This is a genomic window from Halanaerobium saccharolyticum, assembly GCF_004362045.1.
In the GTDB taxonomy this organism is placed as follows: domain Bacteria; phylum Bacillota; class Halanaerobiia; order Halanaerobiales; family Halanaerobiaceae; genus Halanaerobium; species Halanaerobium saccharolyticum_C.
Genome location: NZ_SNWX01000037.1, coordinates 1 through 24,696, shown reverse-complemented (window position 1 = coordinate 24,696; position 24,696 = coordinate 1). Strand labels below are relative to the sequence as shown.

The 24,696-nt window shown below is 30.8% G+C and carries 27 protein-coding genes and 1 pseudogene; 26 read left to right on the top strand and 2 right to left on the bottom strand.

The features are described 5' to 3' along the window. Positions 1–262: 262 nt before the first annotated feature. From DFR79_RS14805 to DFR79_RS14785, 6 genes are all read left to right on the top strand, one after another. Positions 263–1,465 (top strand): TrmH family RNA methyltransferase, encoded by a 1,203-nt coding sequence (locus tag DFR79_RS14805; protein WP_133516243.1) that lies wholly within the window; start codon positions 263–265, stop codon positions 1,463–1,465. 68 nt (positions 1,466–1,533) lie between these two features. Next, positions 1,534–2,163 carry a non-canonical purine NTP pyrophosphatase gene (locus tag DFR79_RS14800; RefSeq protein ID WP_133516242.1) on the top strand — a complete coding sequence of 210 codons (630 nt, stop codon included), beginning with the start codon at positions 1,534–1,536 and terminating at the stop codon, positions 2,161–2,163. Next, positions 2,153–2,698 carry a DUF924 family protein gene (locus tag DFR79_RS14795; RefSeq protein WP_133516241.1) on the top strand — a complete coding sequence of 182 codons (546 nt, stop codon included), beginning with the start codon at positions 2,153–2,155 and terminating at the stop codon, positions 2,696–2,698. The genes DFR79_RS14800 and DFR79_RS14795 overlap by 11 nt, the downstream gene beginning before the upstream one ends. 138 nt (positions 2,699–2,836) lie before the next feature. Next, a complete protein-coding gene (locus DFR79_RS14790; RefSeq protein ID WP_133516240.1) occupies positions 2,837–3,148 on the top strand; it encodes a YciI family protein in 312 nt (103 codons plus the stop codon). Positions 3,149–3,251: 103 nt separating this feature from the next. Next, entirely contained in the window at positions 3,252–3,428 is a 177-nt protein-coding gene (locus tag DFR79_RS16190) for a hypothetical protein (protein ID WP_166638075.1), read from the top strand. 159 nt (positions 3,429–3,587) lie between these two features. Then, positions 3,588–4,319, top strand: a complete 732-nt coding sequence (locus DFR79_RS14785) for a VOC family protein (protein WP_133516239.1) — start codon at positions 3,588–3,590, stop codon at positions 4,317–4,319. Between the two features lie 49 nt (positions 4,320–4,368). Here the strand turns inward: DFR79_RS14785 and DFR79_RS14780 are convergent, their stop codons facing one another. Further along, positions 4,369–4,878, bottom strand: a complete 510-nt coding sequence (locus DFR79_RS14780) for a nitroreductase family protein (protein ID WP_133516238.1) — start codon at positions 4,876–4,878, stop codon at positions 4,369–4,371. Between the two features lie 206 nt (positions 4,879–5,084). On the opposite strand from DFR79_RS14780, the gene DFR79_RS14775 reads away from it, so the two are divergent. From DFR79_RS14775 to DFR79_RS14765, 3 genes are all read left to right on the top strand, one after another. Next, complete coding sequence (locus DFR79_RS14775; protein WP_133516237.1) at positions 5,085–5,597, top strand: dihydrofolate reductase; 513 nt, start codon at positions 5,085–5,087, stop codon at positions 5,595–5,597. Continuing rightward, positions 5,597–6,388 (top strand): thymidylate synthase, encoded by a 792-nt coding sequence (locus tag DFR79_RS14770; RefSeq protein WP_133516236.1) that lies wholly within the window; start codon positions 5,597–5,599, stop codon positions 6,386–6,388. The genes DFR79_RS14775 and DFR79_RS14770 overlap by 1 nt, the downstream gene beginning before the upstream one ends. A 108-nt stretch (positions 6,389–6,496) precedes the next feature. Then, the gene (locus DFR79_RS14765) at positions 6,497–7,036 is read left to right on the top strand and encodes a GNAT family N-acetyltransferase (RefSeq protein ID WP_133516235.1); all 540 of its coding nucleotides are present in this window, start codon (positions 6,497–6,499) and stop codon (positions 7,034–7,036) included. 107 nt (positions 7,037–7,143) lie between these two features. On the opposite strand, the gene DFR79_RS14760 is transcribed toward DFR79_RS14765, so the two are convergent. Next, positions 7,144–7,932: an Fpg/Nei family DNA glycosylase gene (locus DFR79_RS14760; RefSeq protein ID WP_133516234.1), complete on the bottom strand. Its 789-nt coding sequence runs from the start codon at positions 7,930–7,932 to the stop codon at positions 7,144–7,146. A gap of 195 nt (positions 7,933–8,127) precedes the next feature. On the opposite strand from DFR79_RS14760, the gene DFR79_RS16505 reads away from it, so the two are divergent. The 17 genes and pseudogenes from DFR79_RS16505 to DFR79_RS14670 all read left to right on the top strand — a co-directional run bounded on the left by DFR79_RS16505 (position 8,128) and on the right by DFR79_RS14670 (position 24,603). Then, positions 8,128–8,595, top strand: coding sequence for a methyltransferase family protein (locus DFR79_RS16505; RefSeq protein WP_347814043.1), 468 nt, complete (start codon positions 8,128–8,130; stop codon positions 8,593–8,595). 93 nt (positions 8,596–8,688) lie between these two features. Further along, positions 8,689–9,633 carry a hypothetical protein gene (locus DFR79_RS14750; protein ID WP_133516233.1) on the top strand — a complete coding sequence of 315 codons (945 nt, stop codon included), beginning with the start codon at positions 8,689–8,691 and terminating at the stop codon, positions 9,631–9,633. A gap of 189 nt (positions 9,634–9,822) precedes the next feature. Beyond that, a pseudogene (locus tag DFR79_RS14745) lies at positions 9,823–10,002 on the top strand (YoaP domain-containing protein); the annotation flags it as partial. Between the two features lie 391 nt (positions 10,003–10,393). Further along, positions 10,394–11,425 carry a ribosome small subunit-dependent GTPase A gene (gene rsgA / locus DFR79_RS14740; RefSeq protein ID WP_133516231.1) on the top strand — a complete coding sequence of 344 codons (1,032 nt, stop codon included), beginning with the start codon at positions 10,394–10,396 and terminating at the stop codon, positions 11,423–11,425. A 310-nt stretch (positions 11,426–11,735) separates the two neighbouring features. Beyond that, entirely contained in the window at positions 11,736–12,713 is a 978-nt protein-coding gene (locus DFR79_RS14735) for an NAD(P)-dependent alcohol dehydrogenase (protein WP_208107564.1), read from the top strand. Between the two features lie 160 nt (positions 12,714–12,873). Continuing rightward, entirely contained in the window at positions 12,874–13,251 is a 378-nt protein-coding gene (locus DFR79_RS14730) for a M28 family peptidase (RefSeq protein ID WP_243727816.1), read from the top strand. A 161-nt stretch (positions 13,252–13,412) separates the two neighbouring features. Continuing rightward, positions 13,413–14,084 carry a hypothetical protein gene (locus DFR79_RS14725; RefSeq protein WP_166638074.1) on the top strand — a complete coding sequence of 224 codons (672 nt, stop codon included), beginning with the start codon at positions 13,413–13,415 and terminating at the stop codon, positions 14,082–14,084. Positions 14,085–14,104: 20 nt separating this feature from the next. Then, the gene (locus DFR79_RS14720) at positions 14,105–14,545 is read left to right on the top strand and encodes an NUDIX domain-containing protein (protein ID WP_133516228.1); all 441 of its coding nucleotides are present in this window, start codon (positions 14,105–14,107) and stop codon (positions 14,543–14,545) included. 73 nt (positions 14,546–14,618) lie between these two features. Continuing rightward, positions 14,619–15,713, top strand: a complete 1,095-nt coding sequence (gene aroC, locus DFR79_RS14715; RefSeq protein WP_133516227.1) for a chorismate synthase — start codon at positions 14,619–14,621, stop codon at positions 15,711–15,713. 36 nt (positions 15,714–15,749) lie between these two features. Further along, on the top strand, positions 15,750–16,928 hold the full coding sequence (locus tag DFR79_RS14710) for a discoidin domain-containing protein (protein ID WP_133516226.1): 1,179 nt from the start codon (positions 15,750–15,752) through the stop codon (positions 16,926–16,928). Positions 16,929–17,311: 383 nt separating this feature from the next. Beyond that, positions 17,312–18,241 carry a hypothetical protein gene (locus DFR79_RS14700; RefSeq protein ID WP_133516224.1) on the top strand — a complete coding sequence of 310 codons (930 nt, stop codon included), beginning with the start codon at positions 17,312–17,314 and terminating at the stop codon, positions 18,239–18,241. Positions 18,242–18,482: 241 nt separating this feature from the next. Continuing rightward, complete coding sequence (locus DFR79_RS14695) at positions 18,483–20,705, top strand: FtsX-like permease family protein (RefSeq protein ID WP_243727815.1); 2,223 nt, start codon at positions 18,483–18,485, stop codon at positions 20,703–20,705. A gap of 13 nt (positions 20,706–20,718) precedes the next feature. After that, positions 20,719–21,483, top strand: a complete 765-nt coding sequence (locus tag DFR79_RS14690; RefSeq protein WP_133516222.1) for an ABC transporter ATP-binding protein — start codon at positions 20,719–20,721, stop codon at positions 21,481–21,483. 39 nt (positions 21,484–21,522) lie between these two features. Continuing rightward, positions 21,523–22,110 (top strand): DNA-3-methyladenine glycosylase, encoded by a 588-nt coding sequence (locus DFR79_RS14685; protein ID WP_133516221.1) that lies wholly within the window; start codon positions 21,523–21,525, stop codon positions 22,108–22,110. Between the two features lie 152 nt (positions 22,111–22,262). Further along, complete coding sequence (locus DFR79_RS14680; protein ID WP_133516220.1) at positions 22,263–22,790, top strand: hypothetical protein; 528 nt, start codon at positions 22,263–22,265, stop codon at positions 22,788–22,790. 130 nt (positions 22,791–22,920) lie between these two features. Next, positions 22,921–23,250: a tRNA-binding protein gene (locus DFR79_RS14675; protein ID WP_133516219.1), complete on the top strand. Its 330-nt coding sequence runs from the start codon at positions 22,921–22,923 to the stop codon at positions 23,248–23,250. A gap of 57 nt (positions 23,251–23,307) precedes the next feature. Continuing rightward, entirely contained in the window at positions 23,308–24,603 is a 1,296-nt protein-coding gene (locus DFR79_RS14670) for a DUF1576 domain-containing protein (RefSeq protein WP_208107563.1), read from the top strand. Positions 24,604–24,696: the final 93 nt, after the last annotated feature.

Here is a 24,696-nt window from a genome sequence, read left to right as displayed (position 1 = left end):
AATTATACCAAAAGCGGGGGTTTCATGCTATTTTTTTGCTAAAAAATATTGAAATTTCAAGGTGCAAAAGCACTTTTACAAGTGCGAAGTTTGAGAAGAATTAAAAGAAAAAGATTATATATCAGGTACAAGTCACCGTTTTATTATAGTAGCACAGAATCAAAAATAAAATAATTAGTATCATTCGGCAGTATCGGAAAAACTCTGGAAACTTAAATTGGATCCAGAAAAAATTCAAAAAACAAATGAGAGGAAATGAAGTATGATAAAGAGAATAGAAAAATTAAAAAATCCTTTAGTCCAAGAGGCCAGAAAGTTATCAAGAAGTAAGAATCGAAAAAAAAATAATAAGATTCAATTACGTGGGTTAGAACAATTAAATTGGGCAAAAGATTCTGGGCTTCAAATAAAAAGTATTTTTATCAGTAAAAATGAAGTTCCAGATAAATATAAGGGGTTTTCAGCTCCAATATATCAAACTTCAAATGGAATTTTAAAAAAAATAACTGAAACCAATTATCTAATTTCCTGTGTTGGAGTTGCAGAAGCGTCTTCTAATTATTTCAATGATGATTTTGTTCTTTTATTAGATGATGTTAAAGATCATGGCAATATTGGAACTATAATTAGAACTGGGAAAGCTTATGGAATTAATAATTATATAACTACTAATAAAGATTTTGATCCTTTTTTTCCAAAAACTATTGATGCTTCTAGAGGAACCTCATTTAAAGTTAATTATAAAAGCTATGAAAATGCTAAAAAAGCAGTTTCTGATTTGAAAAAAAATGGATATCAAGTGGTAGCTACGAGTCCTCATGGAAAATCATTACAGTCCATGGTAAATTTAAATAAAAAACCTATAGCTTTAGTAGTTGGTAATGAGAGTACAGGGATTTCTAATGATGTTATAGAACAAGCAGATCATATTGTTCAAATACCAATGTATACAGAAGTTGAATCTCTTAATGTTGGAGTCGCTACAGGAATCAGTATTTATGAGCTAAGGTTAAAGGAGGCATTATTAATGTTATCAGAGAAAATATTAGACACTATTGGTAGAGAAATTAATGTAAGTTCACAGCTGATTAAAAAGGCTTTTAATATAAAAATATCAGAAAGTAAAATAACTAATCTTACTGGAGATCAAATAATTTTTTTAATGGTTTTAAAAAGAGAATCCCAAATAAACAGAGGACAAGTTGAAAAGCAGTTTGGATATTATGATGATCATTTTAAAGAGTTTATAACTCCACTATATAAAGATAAATTTATAAAAAATAAATATGACGAAATTGAAATAACTGAAAAAGGAGAAGAATTATTAGCTAAATTATGGCCTGTAATTGAAAAAGTTGAAAATGTTATTTTAAAAGGTTTTACAGAGAAAGAAAAACAGCATTTTAAAAACTATTTAGATAGAATAAAAAATAATTGCTTGCGAATTATGGAATATCAAGCTTAATAATCTCACTTCATTTAACATGAAGATTTACGGTTTCATTACTACTTAGGAAAGGAGTGGTTATTATCATGAAACTTGTATATGGGACATATAATCCAGCTAAATATGACAGCATGGTACAGATAGTTGAAGATCTTGAAATAGAACTAATTAGTTTAAGTTCTTTTGGAAAACAGGTGATAGAATCAGACGAAAGTGGTAATGATCCTCTAAGTAATGCAGAAGAAAAAGCTTTAAACTATTATAAACAGATTAAAAAACCAGTTTTTTCTTGTGATACTGGCTTGTATTTTAGAGGTGTTAAAGAATGTGACCAACCTGGAGTAAAGGCAAGACGAGTTAATGGAAAAAAGCTCAATGATATAGAAATGATGAATCATTATATAAGTATTGCTGATAAGTACGGTGGTAAGTTAGTTGCCTATTATACAAACGCTATATGTTTAGTGATGGATAAAAATAATATTATTCGAGATGATGGAGATGATTTGAATTCAGAAGAATTTTATATAGTTAATAAGCCCCATCCAACAGTAAGAGAGGGGTTCCCTCTAGACTCTATTTCTGTACATATTGAAAAAGGAAAATATTATTATGATATAGGGGATGATCAACAAAATAATTTTGGTGTATCTAAAGGGATTCATAGCTTTTTTAAAAGATTAATCCAGAGGAGGCAGGACAAAAATGAATGTTAAAGCTAGTGAAGTAATTAAATTCTGGTTTGAAGAATTAACTCCAAAACAATGGTTTGTTTCATCTGAGGAGCTTGATACCAGAATTTATAAACGATTTGGTGTAATTCATGATGCTGCAACAAAGGGAGAGCTTGATTATTGGAGAGCTACCCCGGAAGGAAGTCTTGCAGAAATAATTGTGCTTGATCAGTTCTCCCGAAATATTTATCGAGAAAAGCCAGAAGCTTTTGCTAATGATCTTGCGGCTTTGATTTTGGCGCAGGAAGCTATTAGAAAGGGCTTTCATAATAAACTTAAAACTTTTAAACGCAGCTTCTTCTATATGCCATTTATGCATAGCGAATCTCTAGTGATACACAAAACAGCATTAAGACTTTTTAATGAGCCAGGAATGGAAGATTATTTCGAGTATGAAATCAAGCACAAAGAGATAATAGAACGATTCGGAAGATTTCCGCATCGTAATCAAATACTTGGACGAGATTCTACTGCTGAAGAAATTGAATTTCTTTCTCAGCCAGGCTCTTCTTTCTGAACTTCAGGCTACTCCGGTTAACAGATAGATTTAAAATAGTGGATCTTAATGAATTTGAAGAAGGTTGACTTCCTAGAAGACTATTTCAGGTAACACTCAAAAAAAAGATAATAATTTAGATTAGAAAGGACTCTCATAATGATAAAACAACAAGGATTAGCAAAAGGAGATAAATTATTTGTAAGAATAGATTATAGAGAGAATAACAAAGAATTTACAACAAATGATTTTGAAAAACATTTTAATTACTTAAAAAAGGTTGCAGGAGAGAGATATTTTATTGGAGGCGGATTTGAGAATGAAAAAGGTGGTATGATAGTTTTTAAAGCAAATAATTTAAAAGAAGCAAAAGAAATAGCAGAAAATGATCCTCTTATTAAAAAAAGTTTATATACTTATAAAATATATGAATGGAATTTATTATTACTGTCAGAACAAATAGAAAAATAGTGGGGTTAAACTGTTGGCTGTTAAAGTAGATAACTTAAATCGAAAGCTCTACTATAGATTTCGGTAGAGACCGTAAAAATTCATTTTAAATGAGGGATATAACATGGTAGAAATAAGAGCTATCAAACAAAATGAAGCACAACGGGTTAGAAAACTGGGAAAAAAGACATTTGAATGGTTTGAAAGTCTATTTGTTCCAGAACCAAAACTTTGTTATGTCGCGGTTGAAGATAATAAAATTGTCGGAGCAGTATTATATAAGTACCTAGTTGTTTATTAATAGAGGTTTGAAAAGGATTGGTTTAGATGATTTAATCAGGCAATTTGGCGTTTTAGGTATGTTTAGTCTGACATTTAAAACCCCTAGAGTCTGTGATGGTGGTTATCTTATACTTTTTATAGTTTCTATTTTTACAAATATTTTTAAGGAGATGGAATCATGCAAAAAATAGTTTCTCACCTCTGGTTTGACAAGGAAGCAGTTGAGGCAGCAGAATTTTATACTTCAATATTTCCTGATTCAGAGTTAACTCACAGAAGTTTAATAAAAAATACTCCATCAGGAGATAATGATATTGTCGGATTTAATATTATGGGCTTTGAGTTTAGAGCGATTTCTGCCGGTCCTTCTTTCAAAATGAATCCTTCTATCTCATTTTTTATAAATTTCGATCCTTCAAACAATAAAAATGCTCGCAAAAATCTTAATGATTTATGGGAAAAATTATTAGATAGAGGAAAGGTTCTAATGCCGCTCCAGAAATACTCATGGAGTGATCGCTATGGCTGGGTTCAGGATAAATATGGTGTTTCCTGGCAATTGACTTTAACCAATACGGAAGAAGACTGGCCAAGAGTTATTCCTTCTTTATTTTTCACAAATGAGAAAAACGGAAAAGCCGAGGAAGACATAAACTATTATATTTCACTTTTTAAAAAATCTAAATTGGGAAGTATAATGCATTATCAAAAAAATCGGGGAGCAAATAAAAAAGGAGACGTTATGTTTTCAGATTTTAAACTTGCTGATATTTGGCTGACAGCTATGGATGGAGGAGATATTCACGAATTTACTTTTAACGAAGCCATTTCCCTAATGATCAATTGTGAGTCACAGGAAGAAATCGATTATTATTGGGATAAGGGGAATACAAATAACACAATTATATAAATGGGGGCAGATTATCTGCTATATCAATTAGCGTCCAGATATTATTTTGCTAAAACTTATCCCAGACCATTACTTCTGATAAAGATTTCTTAGCAGGCATACTCACATCATCTTCATCATAATACCCAATAGACATCAGAGTCATTAATTCCATCTCTTGAGGACAGTTGACCAGCTCTTTTATTTTTTTAGAATGTTCTTTCTGATAAGAATTAACCCAGCAGGTCCCGAGATCATACGATTTGGCAGCTATCATGATATTTTCGGTAGCAGCTGAAGCATCCTGTAATGATGTAGTTGCTTTATCCTGATTTACAAAAACAGCTACACAGGCTCCAGCTTCTTCGATGAATCTACCATAACGAGCATAAGATGCAATTTTACTTTTTATTTCAGCATCAGTAATGACTAGAAAAGACCAGGCCTGTCTATTATTACCGGTAGGTGCGAGGCGGGCACAATCAATTATTTCTTCCAGTATCTCTTTTGATATTTTTTTATCAATATATTTTCTAACACTTCTTCGTTCCTTAATGTTTTTAATAGTTTCATTTGCCATCATATATCACTCCCTATTTCAATTATTTTTATTTCTTATCATTAGATTATCATTACTGAACCTTTTTGTGCAAATTTTTAAGAGTTATCTCACCAATTAAATATTGATATTTGTTTTGAAAGATAATTAATCTTTTCTCAGACTAATTTTCCTGCTATAATGTTAATAGAATAAATTAATAAAATTGAATTAAGAGAGGAGAATTTATGAGTTTATCAATTATTGCAGCAATGGATAAAAATCAGTTGATCGGGAAGCAGGGAAAAATGCCCTGGAATTTACCGGCTGATTTGAAATATTTTAAAAATACAACAATCGGGGCCCCTGTAATAATGGGGAGAAAGACTTTTGAATCAATTGGCTTTCCTTTACCAGGCAGAAGAAATATTATTCTGACCAGAAATAAGGATTATGCAGCTGAAGGCTGTGAAATATTTCATTCACAGGAAGAAATTTTAGACGAGTTTTTGGAGAAAGACAAAGAAGCTTTTATCATCGGTGGTGCAGAAATTTATAAGCAGTTTTTAGCTTATAGTGATAAATTATATTTAACAATCATTGAGCATCAGTTTTCTGGAGATACATATTTTCCGGAGATAGACTGGCAGAAGTGGGACAAAATATCAGAAAAAAAAGGCACTACTGACAGTAATAATCCTTACACATATTCTCATCATGTCTATCAGCGAAAAAACAAAATTTCTAGGAGTGATTTTTAATGAAGCAGTATCTTGAAATGTGTCAGCAAATTTTAGACAATGGAGTCGATCGAGAAGATCGAACTGGTACAGGTACCAGAAGCATCTTTGGTCATCAGCTGAGATTTGATCTACAGGAAGGTTTTCCCTTAATGACCACCAAAAAGGTTTATTGGAAAGGAGTTGCCTATGAGCTGCTCTGGTTTTTAAAGGGAGACACCAATATCAAATATTTAAATGATAATGATGTCCATATCTGGGATGAATGGGCAGATGAAAATGGTGATTTAGGTAATGTTTACGGCCACCAGTGGAGAAGCTGGGAAGGAAGAGATGGTACAATAGATCAGATTTCTGAGGTTATTGAACAGATTAAAGAAAATCCTTATTCCAGAAGATTAATAGTAAATGCCTGGAATGTGGGAGATTTAGATAAGATGGCTCTACCCCCCTGTCACTTACTCTTTCAGTTTTATGTAGCTGATGGTAAACTATCATGCCAATTATATCAGCGATCCTGTGACACTTTTTTAGGAGTGCCCTTCAATATTGCAAGCTACAGCTTGTTAACACACATGATAGCTCATGTAGTTGGACTTGAAGTAGGTGAGTTTATCTGGACCGGTGGGGATGTACATATTTATCAGAACCATTTTGATCAGATTAAAGAACAGTTGAGCAGAGAGCCCCGGCCTTTACCACAGATTAAAATTAACAAAGAGACTGAAAATATTTTTGAAATTGATTTTGAAGATATTGAACTGATCGGTTATAATCCCCATCCTTCTATTAAAGGAGAAGTTTCAGTTTAGTAATTTTACATTATATTACAAAAGTCCGGAGAATAATAGCCTGGCTGCTCAAAATGGGCCCGGCTTTATATAGAAAAGAATTATTTAGTTATTGAAGGAGAATTAACAATGGAATTTAGGAAATATAAAAAGGAAAAAACTAGTGAAATTAAAGATTTATTTGCGAAAACTTTTTTAGATTCAGAAGGGGAAACAGAAGGAAAGCTGATAGGGGAGCTGGCTTTTGAATTATTAACCAAAACTAATAGTGAAGACCTATTTGCCTACAATGCTCTTGAGAATGATCAAATTATAGCCAGTATTATTTTTACTAGATTGGAATTTGAAAAAAGCAAGCTTAAAGCTTTTTTATTATCACCGGCTGCTGTACTTCCAGAATATCAGGGAAGAGGAATTGGAAAGAAGCTAATAAATTTTGGCCACAAAGATTTAAAGGGAAAAGGTATGGAAATTGTCTTCACCTATGGTGATATCAACTTTTACTCCAAAGTTGGTTATAAAAAAATATCAGAAGAAATAGTAAAAGCGCCTTTAAAACTTTCCTATCCCGAAGGATGGCTGGGCCAGAATTTAAATGATGATGAAATACCATCAATTTCTGGTACCTCTCACTGTGTTGAGGCGTTGAATGACGAAAAATACTGGTAGAATTTTTTCTTTTTGCTTCCCTGGTGCTTACAGTTTCTACTGATCTTTTTCAGAACTTACTCGAGAGTAAATATGATAAACTGATTTATTGGCATTAATTGAAGAAATTAGTCTATGCTTTGACATTCTGGACAGATATAAGTGCCTCGACCATATACTTTTATTCTTTTAATATTTCCTCCACAACGAGGACATAGTTCTCCTTCTTTGCGGTGAGGTATAATCCAGTCATCCGGGAAGTTATCAGGTTCAGCATTATACTTAATTGCAATTTTTAATATATCCTGCATTGTTTGATAAAGTTTCTTAATTTTCGCTCTGGATAATGTATTTGACTGCTGCTCAGGATGAATTGAGTTCTGATATAATATTTCATCTGCATAAATATTACCGATACCCGCTATTTTATTTTGATCCATAATTACTGCTTTTATTGCTGCTTTCCTATTTTTTAATATTTCTTTGAAATTTGAAAAATCAATTTCTAAAGCATCCGGACCCAGTTCTTTTTCCTTAAGATAGCTATTAATTGAATGAGTTAGATTTACTTCACCTAATAATCTCTGATTATCATAAGCAAGTTTATAGTTATTAGCAAAAGAAAACAGGACTCTGATATGATCAGGCTTTTTTTCTTGATTTTTGTAGTATTTGAGAAAGCCAGTCATTCCAAAATGCAGCACTAAATGGAAATCAATATTTGTTATTTTTATGAAAAGATATTTTCCATAGCGATGACTTTTCTGAAAAGAATTCTTTTCTAATTTATCTCTTAAACTCTCAGGGTTACATTTTATTATATCTTCATTTAGGATATCCACTCTGCTGATAGTTTGATGAAGAGAAGTTGAATCAAGATATTTTTTAAATAATTCAACATCCGGTAATTCTGGCATAATAATCACCTCTATTATTTAGATACAGGAAAAAAGAGATTATTCCTTTATGGAAGATATGGAAAAATGAATATTCTAATGATTTTTATACTCTGTTAGCTGAACAAGAAAATTAATGCAGCTAATTTGAAAGTTGGTGAGTTTTTGAATTCTTTTATCTTAATAATACCATTAATTTTAATTCGATATTTCTTTATGGGATTTATAAGTAAGGCTGCTCTTAAACGAGCGGGGTTTTTCCCACCTAGAACGGCAAGAGAACAATTTGCTTATTATATCTATCAAATAACAACAATTTTTTTATTAATATATTTATTTTCCACAGATATAAAATTTAATACAATTTCTATTTTTCCAGGCTTCATAATATTTATTATTGGAACAGTTTTATATACAAAATCAATTATTGATTTTGCAAAACCACAAACTAATGGTATAAATAAAAAAGGTCTATATCAATATTCTAGGAATCCCATGTATCTAGCTTTCTTTTTATATTTCCTTGGCTGCAGCATTTTAATAAGTTCCTGGATCTATTTTACAATATTAATTATATTCCAAATTTCTGTTCATTATCTTATATTATCAGAAGAAAGATGGTGTATTAATAAATTTGGAAAAGAATATAAAGCATATATGAAAAAAGTTAGGCGATATATTTAAGAAAATAATTAAAAAAATATTCAACAAATAATATAGAGAATAAACTAGATTATAGTTTTACATTAGGACTAGATTAAATTAGGAGGCAAGAAAATGGCTGGTATTAAAGAGACTCCTGGTAATAAATTACACGAACGACTCAATCAAAACAGTATAAAATTATGGATTTTCATGGGCAGAAACCGTCTACTGGTGACTGGTTTGCTGGTAATAATCGTATTTATAACATTGCTTGTAGCTGGATCTCTTTATCCAGCAGTAGAAAATTCTATTAGAAGCAGTGACTCTATTGATACTCTATTTCAGGCACTTCTTACTGCTATTATTAGTGGTGTAACTATTGTAGTCTCCCTTAATCAATTGGTGCTATCTCAGGAACTTGGAGCAGTCAAAGATCAACGAGAACGTATGGAAGGAGCAATGCAATTTCGTGAAAATGTAGCAGATGTAATTCAGGCACCTTTAAGCCCTTCAAAACCAGCACAATTTATTCGTGCACTTGTACAGGTATCAGCCGAACGAGCAAGAAAATTACAGGATATAGAAAATAATTCAGCTGATGAAGAATTCAAACAGGAAATCAATGATTTTACTGACAGCTTAATTAAGAATTCCGAGCAGGTTGCTAATGAACTTGATGGTTCTCAATTTGGCGAATTTGATGTTATCTCTTCTGCCCTAAATTTCAACTATTCCTGGAAAATATTCACTGCTAAACGAATAAAAACGAAATACAGTGACTTACTTTCTGAAAAAGGAGAAAAAGAACTAGAAAAATTGATTGAAGTATTAAATTTATTTGGACCAACCCGTGAACATTTTAAAACTCTTTATTTTCAAAGTAATCTTATTGATCTTTCCCGCAGAATATTATTAGCTGCGATCCCGGCCTTACTAGTTTCCTGTTACATGATTATTTTTTTAACTCTAAAACCTATAGTATACTATTTTCAATACCGGAACTCTGATATTAGTTACTGCATTGACAACAACTATTTCCTTAATACCTTTTCTAATCTTAATTTCTTATGTCCTTAGAATAGCAACGATAACAAAACACACTCTCTCAATTGGCCCTTTCATACTTAGAGAAACGGATGAAGTCGAAGAAATTGAATGGAAATAATAATTTGTGGAATATTAAATAAAGAGTATAATATTATTAGACTCGAAAAATAAAAACTAATTATTGGATAATTAAATATAAAACTGGGATTTGAAGTGTGTGCTGAAAAAAGAAATATAGATGTAAAAACTATAAAATTAGAAACAATGGAAGAAGCACAAAAGGCACTAACTCCAGCTACAATATTTAGTCTTTATTATAATTGTAAATTTCTTACCACCGATATTAGTGTCTGCATGGACAGTAGATTTGATAAAATTGTAGGAAAAGTAAGAAAATAAAAGGAATTTTATATTGACAGATAAATATGCAGCTGCTATAATTATTTCTAGTAAAATAAAGGGGAAATGTTTTATGAAAGTCGGTTTATTAATCTAATCATTAAATTAAATATTCTATACTCTTTTAAATTTTATATTCAATTCCGGGGGATTAGTCTGCCTTATTTTAAATAAGATTCAGAACATTAAGGAGTATAGTTTATAGATTAATAAACTCTAGCATAATCAAATTGAAGATTAAATAAAGCTGTATATGTATAATATACAGCAGATTATCTATACTATGGGATTATTGCCCATAGTTTTTGTTATTTAGCCATGAGTTTATTATCTAAGCTCATGGTTTTTTTCTATTTAGACGAAAAATTAATAAATATAGGAGGAATTAAAATTGAACTTAAAAGATTTAGGCTGGAATCAGGAATTTGATGATAAATTATCTCAAATCAATTTACAGGAAGATTTCCAAATAGCCAGAGTTGCAATTGAATATAAAGGAATGTATAAGTTATATACCGAAAGAGGAGAAGTTTTAGCTGAGATTACAGGTAAGATGCGTTATAATAATCAGTTTCCTGCAGTAGGTGACTGGGTAATAATTGATTTTCAGAATAATGAAGATAGAGCAATAATTCATGATATACTGCCAAGAATGAGTAAATTTTCTCGAAAAGCTGCAGGAACAAATACAAACGAACAGATTGTGGCAGCTAATATTGATACGGTATTTATCGTAACATCTTTAAACCAGGATTTTAACTTAAGAAGGCTGGAAAGATATCTTACAATTGCCTGGAATAGTGGTGCAAAACCGGTTATAGTGTTGAGCAAGGCTGATTTATGTGATAAACCGGAAATAAAAAAAAATGAAGTAGAAACAGTGGCTTTTGGAGTTCCAATTCATATAATTAGCTCTTTAACGGGAAAAGGATTAAATGAACTTAAAGATTATTTAATTAGAGGCAAAACTGCTGCTTTACTGGGTTCTTCTGGGGTAGGTAAATCTACAATCATTAATCAGCTGCTGGATCAGAAAAAAATGGAAGTAAATGAGATCAGAATTAATGATGGCAGAGGTAAACATACAACTACTCATCGAGAATTAATTGTTTTAGAATCAGGAGGAATTTTAATAGATACTCCAGGTATGAGAGAAGTTCAACTCTGGGATGACAGTGAAGGAATCAATGAAAGCTTTGAAGATCTAAAATCTATAGCAAAAAAATGTAAGTTTAACGACTGTCAGCATGACACAGAACCAGGTTGTGCGGTTAAGAAAGCTATAGAAAATGGTGAACTAACAAAAGAAAGGCTGGAAAACTACAGAAAATTAAAAAGAGAATTATTATATGTGGAAAGAAAAAGAAAATATGGAGCTGAATACGCAAATAAATTAAAATATAAAGAATTGATGGGGCTTTAAAAATAATTGATTGGACAAATCCTCCAAAACTAATTTAGACCATTTAGGATGATTTGTCTAGATCTATAATTTGTTTTTTGCTTTCTTAATGGTTGATTTCTTGCTATAATGATAACAATAATTATAATTTTATGTAAAAAACTAAAAAATTTAGCTAAAGAAGCAGATAAGGTATCTCTCGGATTATTTGTTAAAGGCTGAAGAATTTGTAGCTGATATTAAAGATAAACTAAAGACCAGTAATTAGCTATTTTTAAATAAAAAAGTGGTCAATTATAATTCAACTATCTATTTAAAGGGGAGAAAAGTAATGGGATCAAATAAAATGAAAGCAGCTTATAGAAAAAAATATGGACCTCCTGATAGCTTAAAAATCAAAGAATTAGAGATTCCAAAAGTAAAAGAAAATGAAATTTTAATAAAAGTACATGCAGCAACTGTCAATAGAACAGATTGTGCAGTTCTTAGCGGCAGCCCCTATATAATGAGGTTATTTACCGGTTTATTAAAGCCTAAACTACCGATTACCGGTACAGATTTTGCAGGTAAAGTTGAAGCTATTGGTAATAAGGTAAGCTCTTTTAAAGTAGATAACAGAGTTTTTGGTTTTAATGACACCGGTTTAGCTTCTCATGCCCAATACATGACAATATCAGAAGATAAAGACATAAGTTTAATTCCAGAAAAATTATCTTACGAAGAGGCTGCAGCCAGCCTTGAAGGTGCCCATTATGCCTACAATTTTATTAAGAAAGTAAAAGTAAAAAAAGGAGATAAAATTCTCATTAATGGGGCAACAGGAGCAATTGGTTCTGCCTTACTCCAGTTTTCAAAATATTACGGCGCTTATGTTACAGCAGTAGGAAATAGCAAAAATATAAAATTAATGAAATCTTTAGGTGCTGATAACGTAATTGATTATCAGACAGAAGCTTTTACAGAGGATAATCAAAAATATAAATATATTTTTGATGCCGTTGGCAAAAGCTCATTTGCTAAATGTAAGAATTTATTAGAAACAGATGGAGTATATATTTCATCAGAATTAGGCAGGCTGGGAGAGAATTTTTTATTAGCATTAATAACAAAGATATCTTCTGGAAAAAAAGTTATTTTCCCTGTTCCCACAGATATTAAGGCAAGTATAGATTTTATCAAAAAACTGATAGAAGAAGATAAGTTTAAGGCTGTGATAGATAGAAAATATCTGTTAGAAGAAATCAGTGAAGCATTCAACTATACTGCAGGCGGTCAGAAAACTGGGAATGTTCTTTTGAAAATTAACTAAAGTTAATTATGGTAATTTATGCTAAAAAGATTATCTTAATTGGAATATTTTTATTTAAAGAGGAAGGAATAATTTCTTTAACTATCAGAGCAAAAAGAACCCCTTCAACTGGATCAAACATTATTGCCAGGATAAATGAGGACAGGGCTAAAAAATTGTGATGACCACCCATCTGGATACAAAATCCGGGACTCCAGGTGCACTGGACAGCGGAACTGGAATAGCGATAATTTTATTTTTGAGTAAATTAATAAATTCTGAAATGACAGATTACTGCCTTAAGTTATTACTTTTGAATGGAGAAGATTATTATTCTACTCCCGGCCAGATTAAATATATGGAGAAATATCTCAATAAAGATAATAATATAAATCTGGTAATAAATTGTGCTGGTATTGGTTTAAAAAACAGTAAAACTGCTATTTCAAAAATGGAAATGCCAGCAGAAAAAGATAGAGTTGAGCTTGTAGATTATAATAAGCTCAATGAAGTAATTGTTTTCTTAAAAGATATTGTTAAAATTACTAAAAATAATTAACGAAACATCATAACTTATTGCGCTAACCGTTAAATAAAATATAGTAAGATAATTATTTTTAATTCTTAAACAAAAACTTAGTTAAATTATAAAACTTGATGAAAGATATGAGATTGAATATAATAAACTTATAATAGATTTTCAAAAAAGTTGGTGATATTATGATAAAACAAACGTTTGCTAAAATTATTATAGCCCTGTTCTTTATAATGCTTATAATAATAGTACCTCTTAACTTAGATAAGTTTAAGCAAAGATTGGGCTTAAAACAGGAAAACAACAAGGTGGAATACAGCTTAAATGAGGACAGTATTATTAAATCAGAAGATGCCGAGAAAATAATTGAAGATAAAGCTGCAGAAGTGATTCAGGCAATTAGCAGCAGGAATTTCAAGGAACTGGCTAAATATGTTCATCCAGAAAAAGGAGTAAGATTTACACCTTATACTCATGTTGATCCGAAAAAAGACATAGTTTTTACAAAAGAACAGGTTAGAAATTTTTTTGAAAATGAAAATGAATATCTCTGGGGCCATTATGATGGAAGTGGTAAAAAAATTAGATTAACTCCGGAGGAATATTACCATGAATTTATTTATTCGGAAGATTTTATTAATGCTGAAAAAATTGGATATAATAAAGTCTTAAGCAGTGGAAATATGCAAGAAAATCAGTTTGAAGTCTATAATAACCCAATTATAGTTGAATATTATATTTCTGGCTCTAATCCTGATTATAAAGGAATGGATTGGAAAAGCCTTCGTCTTGTTTTTGAAGAATATCAAAATGAATGGAAATTAACAGGAATTATTCATAATCAATGGACAATATAATTCAATGAAAGGAGAAATTTATGCAATATCCCGAAACAACAGTAGGAGCTGTAATCTTTAATTCTGATAACAAAATACTTCTCTGTAAATCTCATAAATGGAATGATAAGTATATAATTCCCGGCGGTCATATTGAATTGGGAGAAAAAATGGAAGCAGCATTAAAAAGAGAAATATTGGAGGAAACAGGTCTGGAAATATATGATTTAAATTTAATCAGCATCAAAGAAAGTGTTTATAATAAAGCTTTTCATGAGGATAAACATTTTATTTTTATAGATTATATTTGCAGAACGGATTCAGATGATGTAATCTTAAATGAAGAGGCAGAGGAATATGAGTGGGTAGCTTTAAATGAAGTCGATAATTATGATTTAGGTGGATTTGTTAAGTCATTATTAGATGAATTAAGAAATAAAGAGGAGTCAGAACATAAAACAGAAATTTTTTATGGTTATTAATCTTTATAATAAAAAAAGAAAAATAAGAGATATAGTATTCATTTCAAAAATTCATATAGAGAGGTGATGTAAAATGTCAGGTTCAATATTAGGAGATATCTTTAAAATTTCTACCTGGGGTGAATCACATGGTAAGGCCCTCGGAGTAGTAGTAGATGGTTGTCCGGCTGGATTAGAACTTTCGGAATCAGATATTCAAAAAGATTTAGATAGAAGAAAACCGGGCCAATCTCCCTTTGCAACTCCGAGAAAAGAAGGAGATAAAATTGAAATTTTGTCAGGAGTCTTCGAAGGAAAAACAACAGGAACTCCTATTTCTATGATTATTTTCAACAAAAATCAGAAATCTAAGGATTATTCTGCTCTCAAAGATGTTTATCGACCGGCTCAATCAGACTATAGTTATGATTTGAAATATGGTTTTAGAGATCACAGGGGAAGTGGACGAGCTTCAGGCAGAGAAACAGCAGCCAGAGTTGCATCTGGTGCAATAGCGAAGAAAATATTGGCTACTTTAAATGTTAAAATAACCGCCTATACTTCTTCGATTGGCCCGATTGAAATTAATCCTAAAAATTATGATGAAGATTATATTATGGACAATTTTTTATATATGCCTGATCCAGAAGCTGTAGAAAAAGCTGAAAGCTATTTAAGAAAACTGATTGAAGAAAATAATTCTTCTGGTGGAACAATAGAATGTACTGTTAAAAATATACCTGAAGGCCTTGGGGATCCAGTATTTGATAAATGTGAGGCACTGCTGGCGAGAGCAATTATGTCTATTGGAGCGGTTAAAGGAATAGAAATTGGCAGTGGTTTTGATGCTGCAGAAATGACAGGTTATGAACATAATGATTTTTATAGATATCATGAGGGAGAAATAAATAAACTAACAAATAATGCAGGAGGTACACTTGGGGGAATAACTGATGGCAGCGAAATTCTTTTAAAAGCAGCGGTCAAACCAACTCCTTCGATTGAGAAGACTCAGCAAGCTGTAAACAAATCTGGAGAAAATATTGATTTAAATATTCACGGTCGACATGATCCAATAATTGTACCCAGAGCCGTTGTAGTTGTAGAAGCTATGGTTGCTTTAACTTTAGTTGATCTTCTTCTTAAAAATATGAGTTCGAGAATGGAATATATCAAAAAAGTATATTAATTAAGTTAGTCTGAACAACGGGGGAGGGGTTTAATAATGATTAAAAGAAATCTGCCAAAAAAAATTAAGATATTATCAATAATTATGACTTTATTAATTACAACTTTTTTGCTTATTTATTTAAGCAGTTCTCTTTTCGCTAATCAAGCCGCTGAATTTTACAAAGCTTCTAATGTCAGATTTTATCATGAAAATGAAAAATTTTATCTAAAACTAGATACTCCGGTAGAGGTGCTCTGTGCAGTAAACTTTGCTAGATCTAAAGAAAATTATAACAATGTAACAGCTATGGATATGGTTGCCCCGGTAGTAAATCATTTAGTGGAATTAGATTTTGAACCTGAACAAAAATATAAAGTTTTGCTTACTGCTTTTACAGAAGATCATGAAATTTATAGATCTCAGGAATATATATTAAATACAAATTTGAGTGATAATGAAAATTATTTAATTGCTGCCAAAAAAGGAAAAGCCCGGAAAATAAATTTAGAAACTTCTGCCTTAGACTTTAATAAAAATCCAGAAATTACTAATTTGACTGGATCTGGTGTTAAAATTAAGTTCTCATCCAATGAGCCTACATTAAGTTCTACAGCTATTGGTTCTACAAATAACTTTGGCAGAATTGCCCGAGCTCCAGGCAGCAATCCCTCAGAAAATCATCAAGTTACTATATTAGGTTTACAGTCTGAAAGTAAATATTTTACAGAAACAATTACTATAGATAAAGCTGGAAAATTAATTCGCTCTAAAATAATGACATTTAGAACACCACAAATTGAGGCAGAAAATGTTAGAGAAAATCAGGCTTTGTTAGAAAAAGGTGCTGAAATAACTGCTGTCAGCAGCAACTTTGGTAATGATATTTCAGGTTCTTTTGGTGCTTTAAATACAATAGACGGAGATCCAGGGACTGAATGGTCATCTCAAGGTGAAGGAGATGAAGCCTGGATAGAAATAAAACTAAAAGAAAAAATGAAAATTAATGGATTCGGATTCTGGTCACGAACAATGGGTGATACTGGTGAGATCAGAGTGCTAAAAGTTTTAACTGGTGATGGTGAAAATTTAGGAACTTTTACTATACCTGATGCAGAAAAGCTTTATAATTTTTCTTTTCCTTCAACTACTGCTGAAAAACTACGTTTTGAAGTAGTTGAATCTACTGGGGGTAATACTGGAGCAAGAACAATTAGAATTTATGGCGAAAATTAAGCTAAGCTTTTATATTTCTACCTGCTTTAATGCAGGTGTTTTTTTATTGAAATTGAAGCTGAAATATAATAATGAATTTATATTTATTGATAAAAGATCAGCCATAAAATGTGGAGTGATTAAAATGCTGGAATGTGAGCAGGGGCTCAATATTTTTGATGTTTTAAAAGAAAAACAAGTCATGAAAATAGCTAAAAATAGTATATCATGATTAAAGCTGTTCCAGGTAGGGACGCTTTTTCTTTTCCCGATAGATTTTTCAGTTCGATTATTTAAATATTGATGCAGGTATTTATTAAAATTGGAAGAAATATATTAATAATTACAATATTATTTGATTAAAATTGTTCTAACTATTCTCGTTTTATCTGAGGAGGCTCTAAATGTTAAAACTATCAAATCAAAGTTTTAAAACTGTTGAAAAAAATCTAAAAAAAATAGCAAGACCCCTTGATATAGCCCATTTTAATTATCATTTTCAGCAGGGAGATGAGCAGGCTTTTATCGCTGAAATCAAAAAATATCAAAATGAAGATGGTGGTTTTGGTAATGCTCTGGAGCCAGATTTTCGGCTGCCTTTATCGACTCCAATGGCAACTTCCATTGCTTTAAGACTTTTAAAAATGGTAGATAACTCTAACTCTGCTCAGACTATAATAAAAAAGGCAATCACTTATCTTGAAAAAAGTTACGATAAGGATAGAAATGGCTGGTATGCAGTCCGAGAAGAGGTCAATGATTATCCTCATACTCCCTGGTGGCATTTTGATGAAAATAAGCAGATGACTGTAATTGATAAAAGCTGGGGTAATCCTTCTGCTGAATTACTTGCCTATTTATTGCGATATAAGGATTATGTTAAACAAATTGATTTAGATTCGTTAGTTAAAAAGGCTTTAAAGAATATTCAGCATAAAAAAGAATATGAATCCGAAAATGAAATTTATTGTTATCTTAAATTATATAATGAAGCAGATACAAAACTAAAATCTCAACTCAAAGGAAGTATTGCTGAGGGTATAAAACAGCTAATAGAATATGACCAGGATAAATGGCAGGAATATGTACCACTTCCACTTGATTTTGTTCCTTCTCCGGAACGGGAAAGATTTGGAGTTAGTGAGTCTAAAATAGAAGCTAACTTAGATTTTTATGTAGAATTGATTAAAAAAAATAAAGAAAGTCTGATTAAACCACCCTGGGGTGCAAGTTTTTATAAAGAAGGACTTAAGAATGCCTATCAGGAATGGCAGGGTAAGCTGACACTGGATATATTAATTAAACTGGACGATTATGGAAGAATTGAAAGGTAAATTTTCTGAAATTAGTAAGCTAAATATAAAATAATTATAATCCTCTGTAATTTATTAATTATTTCAGAGGATTTTTTAGTTAAACGGCGAATTATATCTATGATTACAAATAAAATAGAAAGGTCGTGGGCCCATGATTTTAAAAATTTTAAAACACGACTTATTAAAAAAGAAAATTATCACATTTGCCGTTTTTATTTTTATCATGTTATCAGCATTTTTAATGGCCGGGGGAAGTAATATGCTGATTACTCTTAATGACTCTGTAGACTATTTATTTGAAAAAGCTTTACTCCCCCATTTTGTCCAGTATCATTCCGGTAGTATTGATCAGGTAATGATCCAAAACTGGAGTCAGAGAAACGAAAATGTAAAAAGACAGCAGAATAGTGAAATGATTAATATTCCTGGATCAAAGATATTTATTAATAGTCAGCAGGCAGAAGTCGATACCGTTATGGACCTCAGTTTTGTAAGGCAAAATGAATCATTTGATTTCCTGCTGAATTTAAACAATCAAATAATTTCAATTGATCAGGGAGAAATTGCAGTCCCCATTTATTATCGGCAGAGGCGTAATCTGGTCCCGGGGGATAATGTGGTAATTAAAAATGAGCAATTTGAAATGAATTTTATTATTAAAGAATTTGTTAGAGATGCCCAGATGAATCCTTCTGTTATTAGTTCCAAGCGATTTGTGGTTAATAATACTGATTTTGAAAAAATGAAAAATCAGATAGGTAAAACTGAATATCTGATTAGTTTTCAGCTTAATGATCCTGCCAGAATTAGTGAGTTTACCAACCAGTATTCTCAATCCGGACTGCCTCAGAAAGGGCCAGCAGTGGATTATAAAATATTTAAATTATTTAACAGTCTAACTGATGGCTTAATTGCTGCAGTTGTTATTTTAATCAGTTTATTATTAAATATTATTGCTCTTTTATGTTTGAGGTTTATTATCTTATTAACTATTGAAGAGGATTATAAAGAAATTGGAGTTATGAAGGGAATTGGAATAGCTGCTTCAGATATTAGGAAAATCTATTTATCTAAATATATATTTATAGCTTTAACTGGAACTATAGGTGGATTCTTGATCTATCTGCCTGCCAGAAAATTATTTTTGAAAAATATTATATTATTTACAGGTGAAGCACCAAAATCAATACTTCAGCTTATCCTACCATTACTTACTGCTTTGACGATAGCCGCAGTGGTAATAGTTTTTTCAATTATTATTTTAAGGAGATTTAATAAAATTTCGCCAGTAGAAGCTATACGGTTGGGTATAAATGCTAAAAGCTATTTTAATAAAAATAGCTTTTCTCTATCAAAAAATAATTTCCTGAATGCTAACGTTTTTCTGGGGTTAAGAGATGTCTTAATGCGTTTTAAATTATTTATTATCCTCTTTGTGGTCTTTATTTTAACAACATTTATTATCATTGTACCTTTGAATTTTTTAAATACCATCAAATCTTCAGAATTTGTCAGGTATATGGGAATAGCAGAAAGTGATATAATAATGGATCTTAGATATACAGAGGGTATTCAAGATCGTTTTGAGCAGATTAAAACTTATCTTGCCAATGATCCCGATGTGCTGGAACAGGGAGCTTTTGTAACTTCACGTTACAGAATTATAAATCAGGAAGGGCTTGTTGAAAATATATATATTCAAACCGGTGATTTTAGTAAGTTTAATGTAGATTATTTAGCAGGCCAATCACCTGCCCAGGCTAATGAAATTGCTTTATCGTATTTAAGCTCTTCAGAGTTAAATAAAAATATAGGAGACAAAGTTCAGATTATAATAGAAGAAGAAAGAAGAGAGATGATAGTCACAGGCATTTATCAGGATATTACTAATGGAGGCAGAAGTGCTAAGGCCAATCTACCAGCCGATTATCAAAATGCCAGCTGGTATAACATTTATATTAATCTTAATTCTGATATTGCTGAGAAAATAAACGAATATGAAGCTCTCTTTGATAATACTAAAATTATTGATCAGGAAGGCTATTTAGCTCAAACTCTCGGAGATACAATTGAGCAGTTAAATATTTTAACAATAGCCGCTATTATTATTGCAGGAGTAGTTATATTTTTAATAACCTCCCTATTTTTAAAGACCTTAATTGCCAGAGATAAAGCTCAAATTGCAATCATGAAAAGTATTGGTACATCTATTGAAGCTATTAAAATACAGTATATAACTAAAGCACTCTTTGTTCTAATTTTTGCTATCTTTATTGGTACAATTACTGCCAATATTTTAGGAGAACAGTTATTAACTATAATTTTATCTTTTCTGGGAGCTTCTCGAATTGAAATAATTATTAATCCAATTAGAAGCTATTTGTTAAGTCCTCTGATTATGATATTAATTGTTGTTAGCACTACCCTTTTAAGTATCAATTCAATTAAAAAAATTAGTCTTGCAGATATTAAGGTTGAGTAGAAGGGGGTTTCTGATGAGGGAAATATTAAAGGCTGAAAACTTATCTAAAGATTATTTAATTAACAAAAAGAAATTTAATGTCTTAAGAAATATTAATATTTCAATTAATGTCGGTGATTTTGTTTCTGTGATGGGACCATCTGGTTCCGGAAAAAGCACTCTGCTTTATAATGTGAGTGGAATGGATAAAATGAGTTCTGGTGAAGTTGTTTTTCAGGGAGAAAAATTAAGTGAATTAAGTGAAAAGAAATTATCTGGTTTAAGACTAAAAAAAATGGGTTTTGTCTTCCAGCAGATTAATTTACTGAACAACCTGGGTATTCTGGATAATATTATATTTCCTGCTCAGATGGAAGGAAGTCAGGATAGAAAAAAAGTTAAGCAGAGAGCAGTTGCATTAATGAAAAAAATAGGAATTATAGAATTAGCGGAAAATGAGATTACCCAGGCTTCGGGTGGCCAGCTGCAGAGAGCTGCTATCTGTAGAGCTCTAATTAATGAACCAGAAATATTATTTGCTGATGAACCAACCGGAGCTTTAAATTCTAAGTCAGCAAAAGAGGTAATGGATGTTTTTCATACAATTAATAAAGAAGGGACTACTGTAATGATTGTCACCCATGATATCCGGGTAGCCTCTCACAGCAGCAGAGTTATATTTATGAAAGATGGAAATATTATTGGCGAGAAAGTACTGGGTGAATTGAAAGATCTGGATATAGAACTTAAAGATAGAGAAGGTAAATTAAGTAAGTGGTTGCTGGATTTAGGTTTTTAAGTAATATTTAATCACAGCAGAATTTGGGGTGAAATATTTTTGAGACTAGATTATGACTTTTATCAAAAAGACGCAGTTCAGACAGCAAAAGATCTTTTAGGAAAAATTTTAGTAAGAAAATATGAAGGAAAAACTATTAAAGTTAAAATTGTAGACACAGAAGCCTATCTGGGTGCTGAGGATAAAGCCTCTCATGCCTATAATAATAGGAAGACTAAGAGAACTGAAACCATGTTTGCCAGAGGTGGACTAGCCTATATTTACTTAATCTACGGTATGTATTACTGTTTTAATATTGTAACTGCAGAAGTAGATAATCCCCACGCTGTCTTGATTAGAGCAGTTGAGCCGGTTGCAGGATTACAATTTATCAAAGAAAATAGGAATATAAAAAGTAAAAAAATTGAGGATTTGACCAATGGCCCGGGTAAATTGTCACAGGCATTAAAAATTGATAAAAGTTTAGACGGCTGTGATCTGGTTAAAAGCAATAAATTATATCTACTTGATAATAAAGATGAAGATTTTAAAATTGAAGCAGCACCCAGAGTAAATATAGATTATGCTGAAGAATATAAAAATAAAAAATGGCGATTTTATATCAAAAAAAATAAATTTGTGTCTTGAGCTTAATAATAAATTATTGAAAATAATATAAAATTTTTAACACTCATGCAGGATAATTAAAGTTTTTCTAAAAGTAATAAAATAAGATGATGAAATTTATGCTTTTAGTAAAAAATAAGAAATTAATATAATTTTAAAAGGAGCTGATTTTTATGGAAATTATTGATTTATTTGAGCTAGATGAAAATGCTGAAGTTTTAAATAAAAAAGAAGTTAAAAGTAATACTTATAGTCAGCTTAAATTATTCACTGAGGATTATAAACAAAGAGAAGATGAGAATTTTAATATTTCTGGACAGTGGATAGTTTTAGATGAATCCCTGGAAATTAATAATAAATATTTAAATTATGTAAAATATGAGGATAAAGATATTACCTGGATTAAGCTGCCGGAAAAATATGTAGAAGACAATTATATGGTTAATTATGAGGCTGATGATCAATGTCCTTTAGGAATTGATGTCTTAATTAAAGAAGATGGATATCCTCTGGGAGTAATCACCGGTTGTGATTCTATTAAACAGGCTAAAGTAGATAATAATTTAGATGGTCATAATTATAAGGGCGATTTAGGAATAAAGCTAAATAATGATTACTTTTTAACATTTAATCAGGAGAACGAAGAATTTAAAATAGTGAAAACAAATGTTGACTGGGATAGAGGAAGAAGGACAATTTAAATAGTTCAAAATAAATACTAATCATTTATTTTAAAAGGGCTGTTTAAACAGCCCTTTTAAAACTGATAGGTTACTTCATCCAATATAAGGAGTATAATTTTAGAATAACACAAGAGAAAGGATTTTTTTAATGGCAGAATTTAAAGATTTTATGAAATTAGATATTAGAGTTGGTAAAATAACCAGAGTTGAAAAATTTGAAAAGGCTATGGATCCCGCCTATAAGCTCTGGCTTGATTTTGGGGAAGAAATTGGAGAAAAAAAGTCCAGTGCTCAAATCACCGATTTATATATCCCGGAAGATTTAATCGAAAAACAGGTGCTGGCAGTTGTCAATTTCCCTCCAAAACAGATTGCAGATTTTATGTCAGAAGTTTTAGTTTTAGGTGTTTATGGTAAAAATGGAGTTGTTTTAATTGAGCCTGATAAAGAAGTTGAACTGGGTTCTAGACTGGGATAAAATTGTTTAAACTTGAATTATATTGATAATCTCATAAAATATTGAGTATAGAGTTAATTGATTTTAAAAAGGGAGTTGACTAAAATACACAACAAGATATCTAGTCTTAAAAATAACAAGAAAATTGTTTTTGAAGCAACTGAGAAAAATAAATATTTTATAATCTTCTCCTATTCTATATTAATTATGATTGCTTCTTTATTTTTTAATAGTCCCCTGGAAATCTTATCCGGTATGAAAAAGATTCTAACAGCACAAAGCTTATTGCTTTCAGATTACATGTCAATTACTAATCCTGGTACTGCTATCTTCAATAGTGGGTTATTAATGATGATTGCAGTTGTTATTTCTAAATTTAACAATGTTAATATGAACGGTACAATTATTGCTGCTATTTTTACAGTCGCAGGTTTTGCTCTATTTGGAAAAAATATTTATAATAGTTGGAGTATAATAGTTGGAGTGTTTATTTATTCTAAAATTCAAAATGAACCTTTTAGAAAGTTTTTATTAATCGCCTTATTTGGTACTGCTTTAGGGCCAATGATTAGTTATATAAGTTTTGGCATCAATTTAGATCCTTTAATTGCAATAATATTTGCAAATATTATTGGATTACTTGCAGGAGTTATATTACCTTCTCTTGCTCATCACTTTATTTTATTTCATCAAGGATTTAATCTTTACAATATTGGTTTTACTGCTGGTATGGTTGGTACAATTTTCATGTCTTTATTTAGGGCCTTTGGTATAGAAACTCCTGAGATTTCAATTGTTATTGATGGTTATAATAAAGAACTAAATATTTATTTAATTCTTTTGTTTTCGTCTATGCTTTTAATCGGATATTTATTTAATGATAAAAGTTTTAAAGGTTATAGTAAATTATTAAAACACACAGGGAGATTAGTAGATGATTTTGTAGTAACAGAAGGTTTTGGAATCTCCTTAATTAATATGGGTTTATTAGGTTTATTCAGTACAATTTATATATTTTTAATAAAGGGAAATCTAAATGGACCAGTTATTGGTGGTATATTTACTGTAGTAGCCTTTGGAGCTTTTGGAAAGCATTTAAAAAATGTTTTTCCAATTTTTATAGGAGTAATTTTGGGAGCATATTTTCAAATTTGGGAAATAAATTCTGTTGGAGCTATTCTTGCTGTTTTATTTGGAACAACTCTAGCACCTATTGCAGGAGTTTTTGGATGGAAAAGTGGAGTTGCTGCAGGATTTTTGCATATGGCACTGGTAATGAATATCGGTTATTTACATGGAGGAATGAATCTTTATAATAATGGTTTTTCAGGAGGAATGGTGGCAGCAATGTTAGTGCCAATAATTTCTGCTTGATAACGTCAAATAAAATATGATAGTTACCATAAAATGTAAGTAAATAGTAATAGATCACCACTAATTTTAATTATAATAAAAATATTCAAAATG

Bases quoted from the DNA above. Each gene is read 5' to 3' on its own strand.
- DFR79_RS14695 (WP_243727815.1), top strand. From the start codon at position 18,483: ATGCTGATTACTCTTAATGACTCTGTAGACTATTTATTTGAAAAAGCT.
- DFR79_RS14750 (WP_133516233.1), top strand. From the start codon at position 8,689: ATGGCTGGTATTAAAGAGACTCCTGGTAATAAATTACACGAACGACTC.
- DFR79_RS14680 (WP_133516220.1), top strand. From the start codon at position 22,263: ATGGAAATTATTGATTTATTTGAGCTAGATGAAAATGCTGAAGTTTTA.
- DFR79_RS14770 (WP_133516236.1), top strand. From the start codon at position 5,597: ATGAAGCAGTATCTTGAAATGTGTCAGCAAATTTTAGACAATGGAGTC.
- DFR79_RS14775 (WP_133516237.1), top strand. From the start codon at position 5,085: ATGAGTTTATCAATTATTGCAGCAATGGATAAAAATCAGTTGATCGGG.
- DFR79_RS16505 (WP_347814043.1), top strand. From the start codon at position 8,128: ATGGGATTTATAAGTAAGGCTGCTCTTAAACGAGCGGGGTTTTTCCCA.
- DFR79_RS14805 (WP_133516243.1), top strand. From the start codon at position 263: ATGATAAAGAGAATAGAAAAATTAAAAAATCCTTTAGTCCAAGAGGCC.
- DFR79_RS14720 (WP_133516228.1), top strand. From the start codon at position 14,105: ATGCAATATCCCGAAACAACAGTAGGAGCTGTAATCTTTAATTCTGAT.
- DFR79_RS14725 (WP_166638074.1), top strand. From the start codon at position 13,413: ATGATAAAACAAACGTTTGCTAAAATTATTATAGCCCTGTTCTTTATA.
- DFR79_RS14690 (WP_133516222.1), top strand. From the start codon at position 20,719: ATGAGGGAAATATTAAAGGCTGAAAACTTATCTAAAGATTATTTAATT.
- DFR79_RS14790 (WP_133516240.1), top strand. From the start codon at position 2,837: ATGATAAAACAACAAGGATTAGCAAAAGGAGATAAATTATTTGTAAGA.
- DFR79_RS14795 (WP_133516241.1), top strand. From the start codon at position 2,153: ATGAATGTTAAAGCTAGTGAAGTAATTAAATTCTGGTTTGAAGAATTA.
- DFR79_RS14785 (WP_133516239.1), top strand. From the start codon at position 3,588: ATGCAAAAAATAGTTTCTCACCTCTGGTTTGACAAGGAAGCAGTTGAG.
- DFR79_RS14675 (WP_133516219.1), top strand. From the start codon at position 22,921: ATGGCAGAATTTAAAGATTTTATGAAATTAGATATTAGAGTTGGTAAA.
- DFR79_RS14800 (WP_133516242.1), top strand. From the start codon at position 1,534: ATGAAACTTGTATATGGGACATATAATCCAGCTAAATATGACAGCATG.
- DFR79_RS14765 (WP_133516235.1), top strand. From the start codon at position 6,497: ATGGAATTTAGGAAATATAAAAAGGAAAAAACTAGTGAAATTAAAGAT.
- aroC (WP_133516227.1), top strand. From the start codon at position 14,619: ATGTCAGGTTCAATATTAGGAGATATCTTTAAAATTTCTACCTGGGGT.
- DFR79_RS14710 (WP_133516226.1), top strand. From the start codon at position 15,750: ATGATTAAAAGAAATCTGCCAAAAAAAATTAAGATATTATCAATAATT.
- DFR79_RS14700 (WP_133516224.1), top strand. From the start codon at position 17,312: ATGTTAAAACTATCAAATCAAAGTTTTAAAACTGTTGAAAAAAATCTA.
- DFR79_RS14760 (WP_133516234.1), bottom strand. From the start codon at position 7,932: ATGCCAGAATTACCGGATGTTGAATTATTTAAAAAATATCTTGATTCA.
- DFR79_RS16190 (WP_166638075.1), top strand. From the start codon at position 3,252: ATGGTAGAAATAAGAGCTATCAAACAAAATGAAGCACAACGGGTTAGA.
- DFR79_RS14735 (WP_208107564.1), top strand. From the start codon at position 11,736: ATGGGATCAAATAAAATGAAAGCAGCTTATAGAAAAAAATATGGACCT.
- DFR79_RS14780 (WP_133516238.1), bottom strand. From the start codon at position 4,878: ATGGCAAATGAAACTATTAAAAACATTAAGGAACGAAGAAGTGTTAGA.
- DFR79_RS14730 (WP_243727816.1), top strand. From the start codon at position 12,874: ATGACCACCCATCTGGATACAAAATCCGGGACTCCAGGTGCACTGGAC.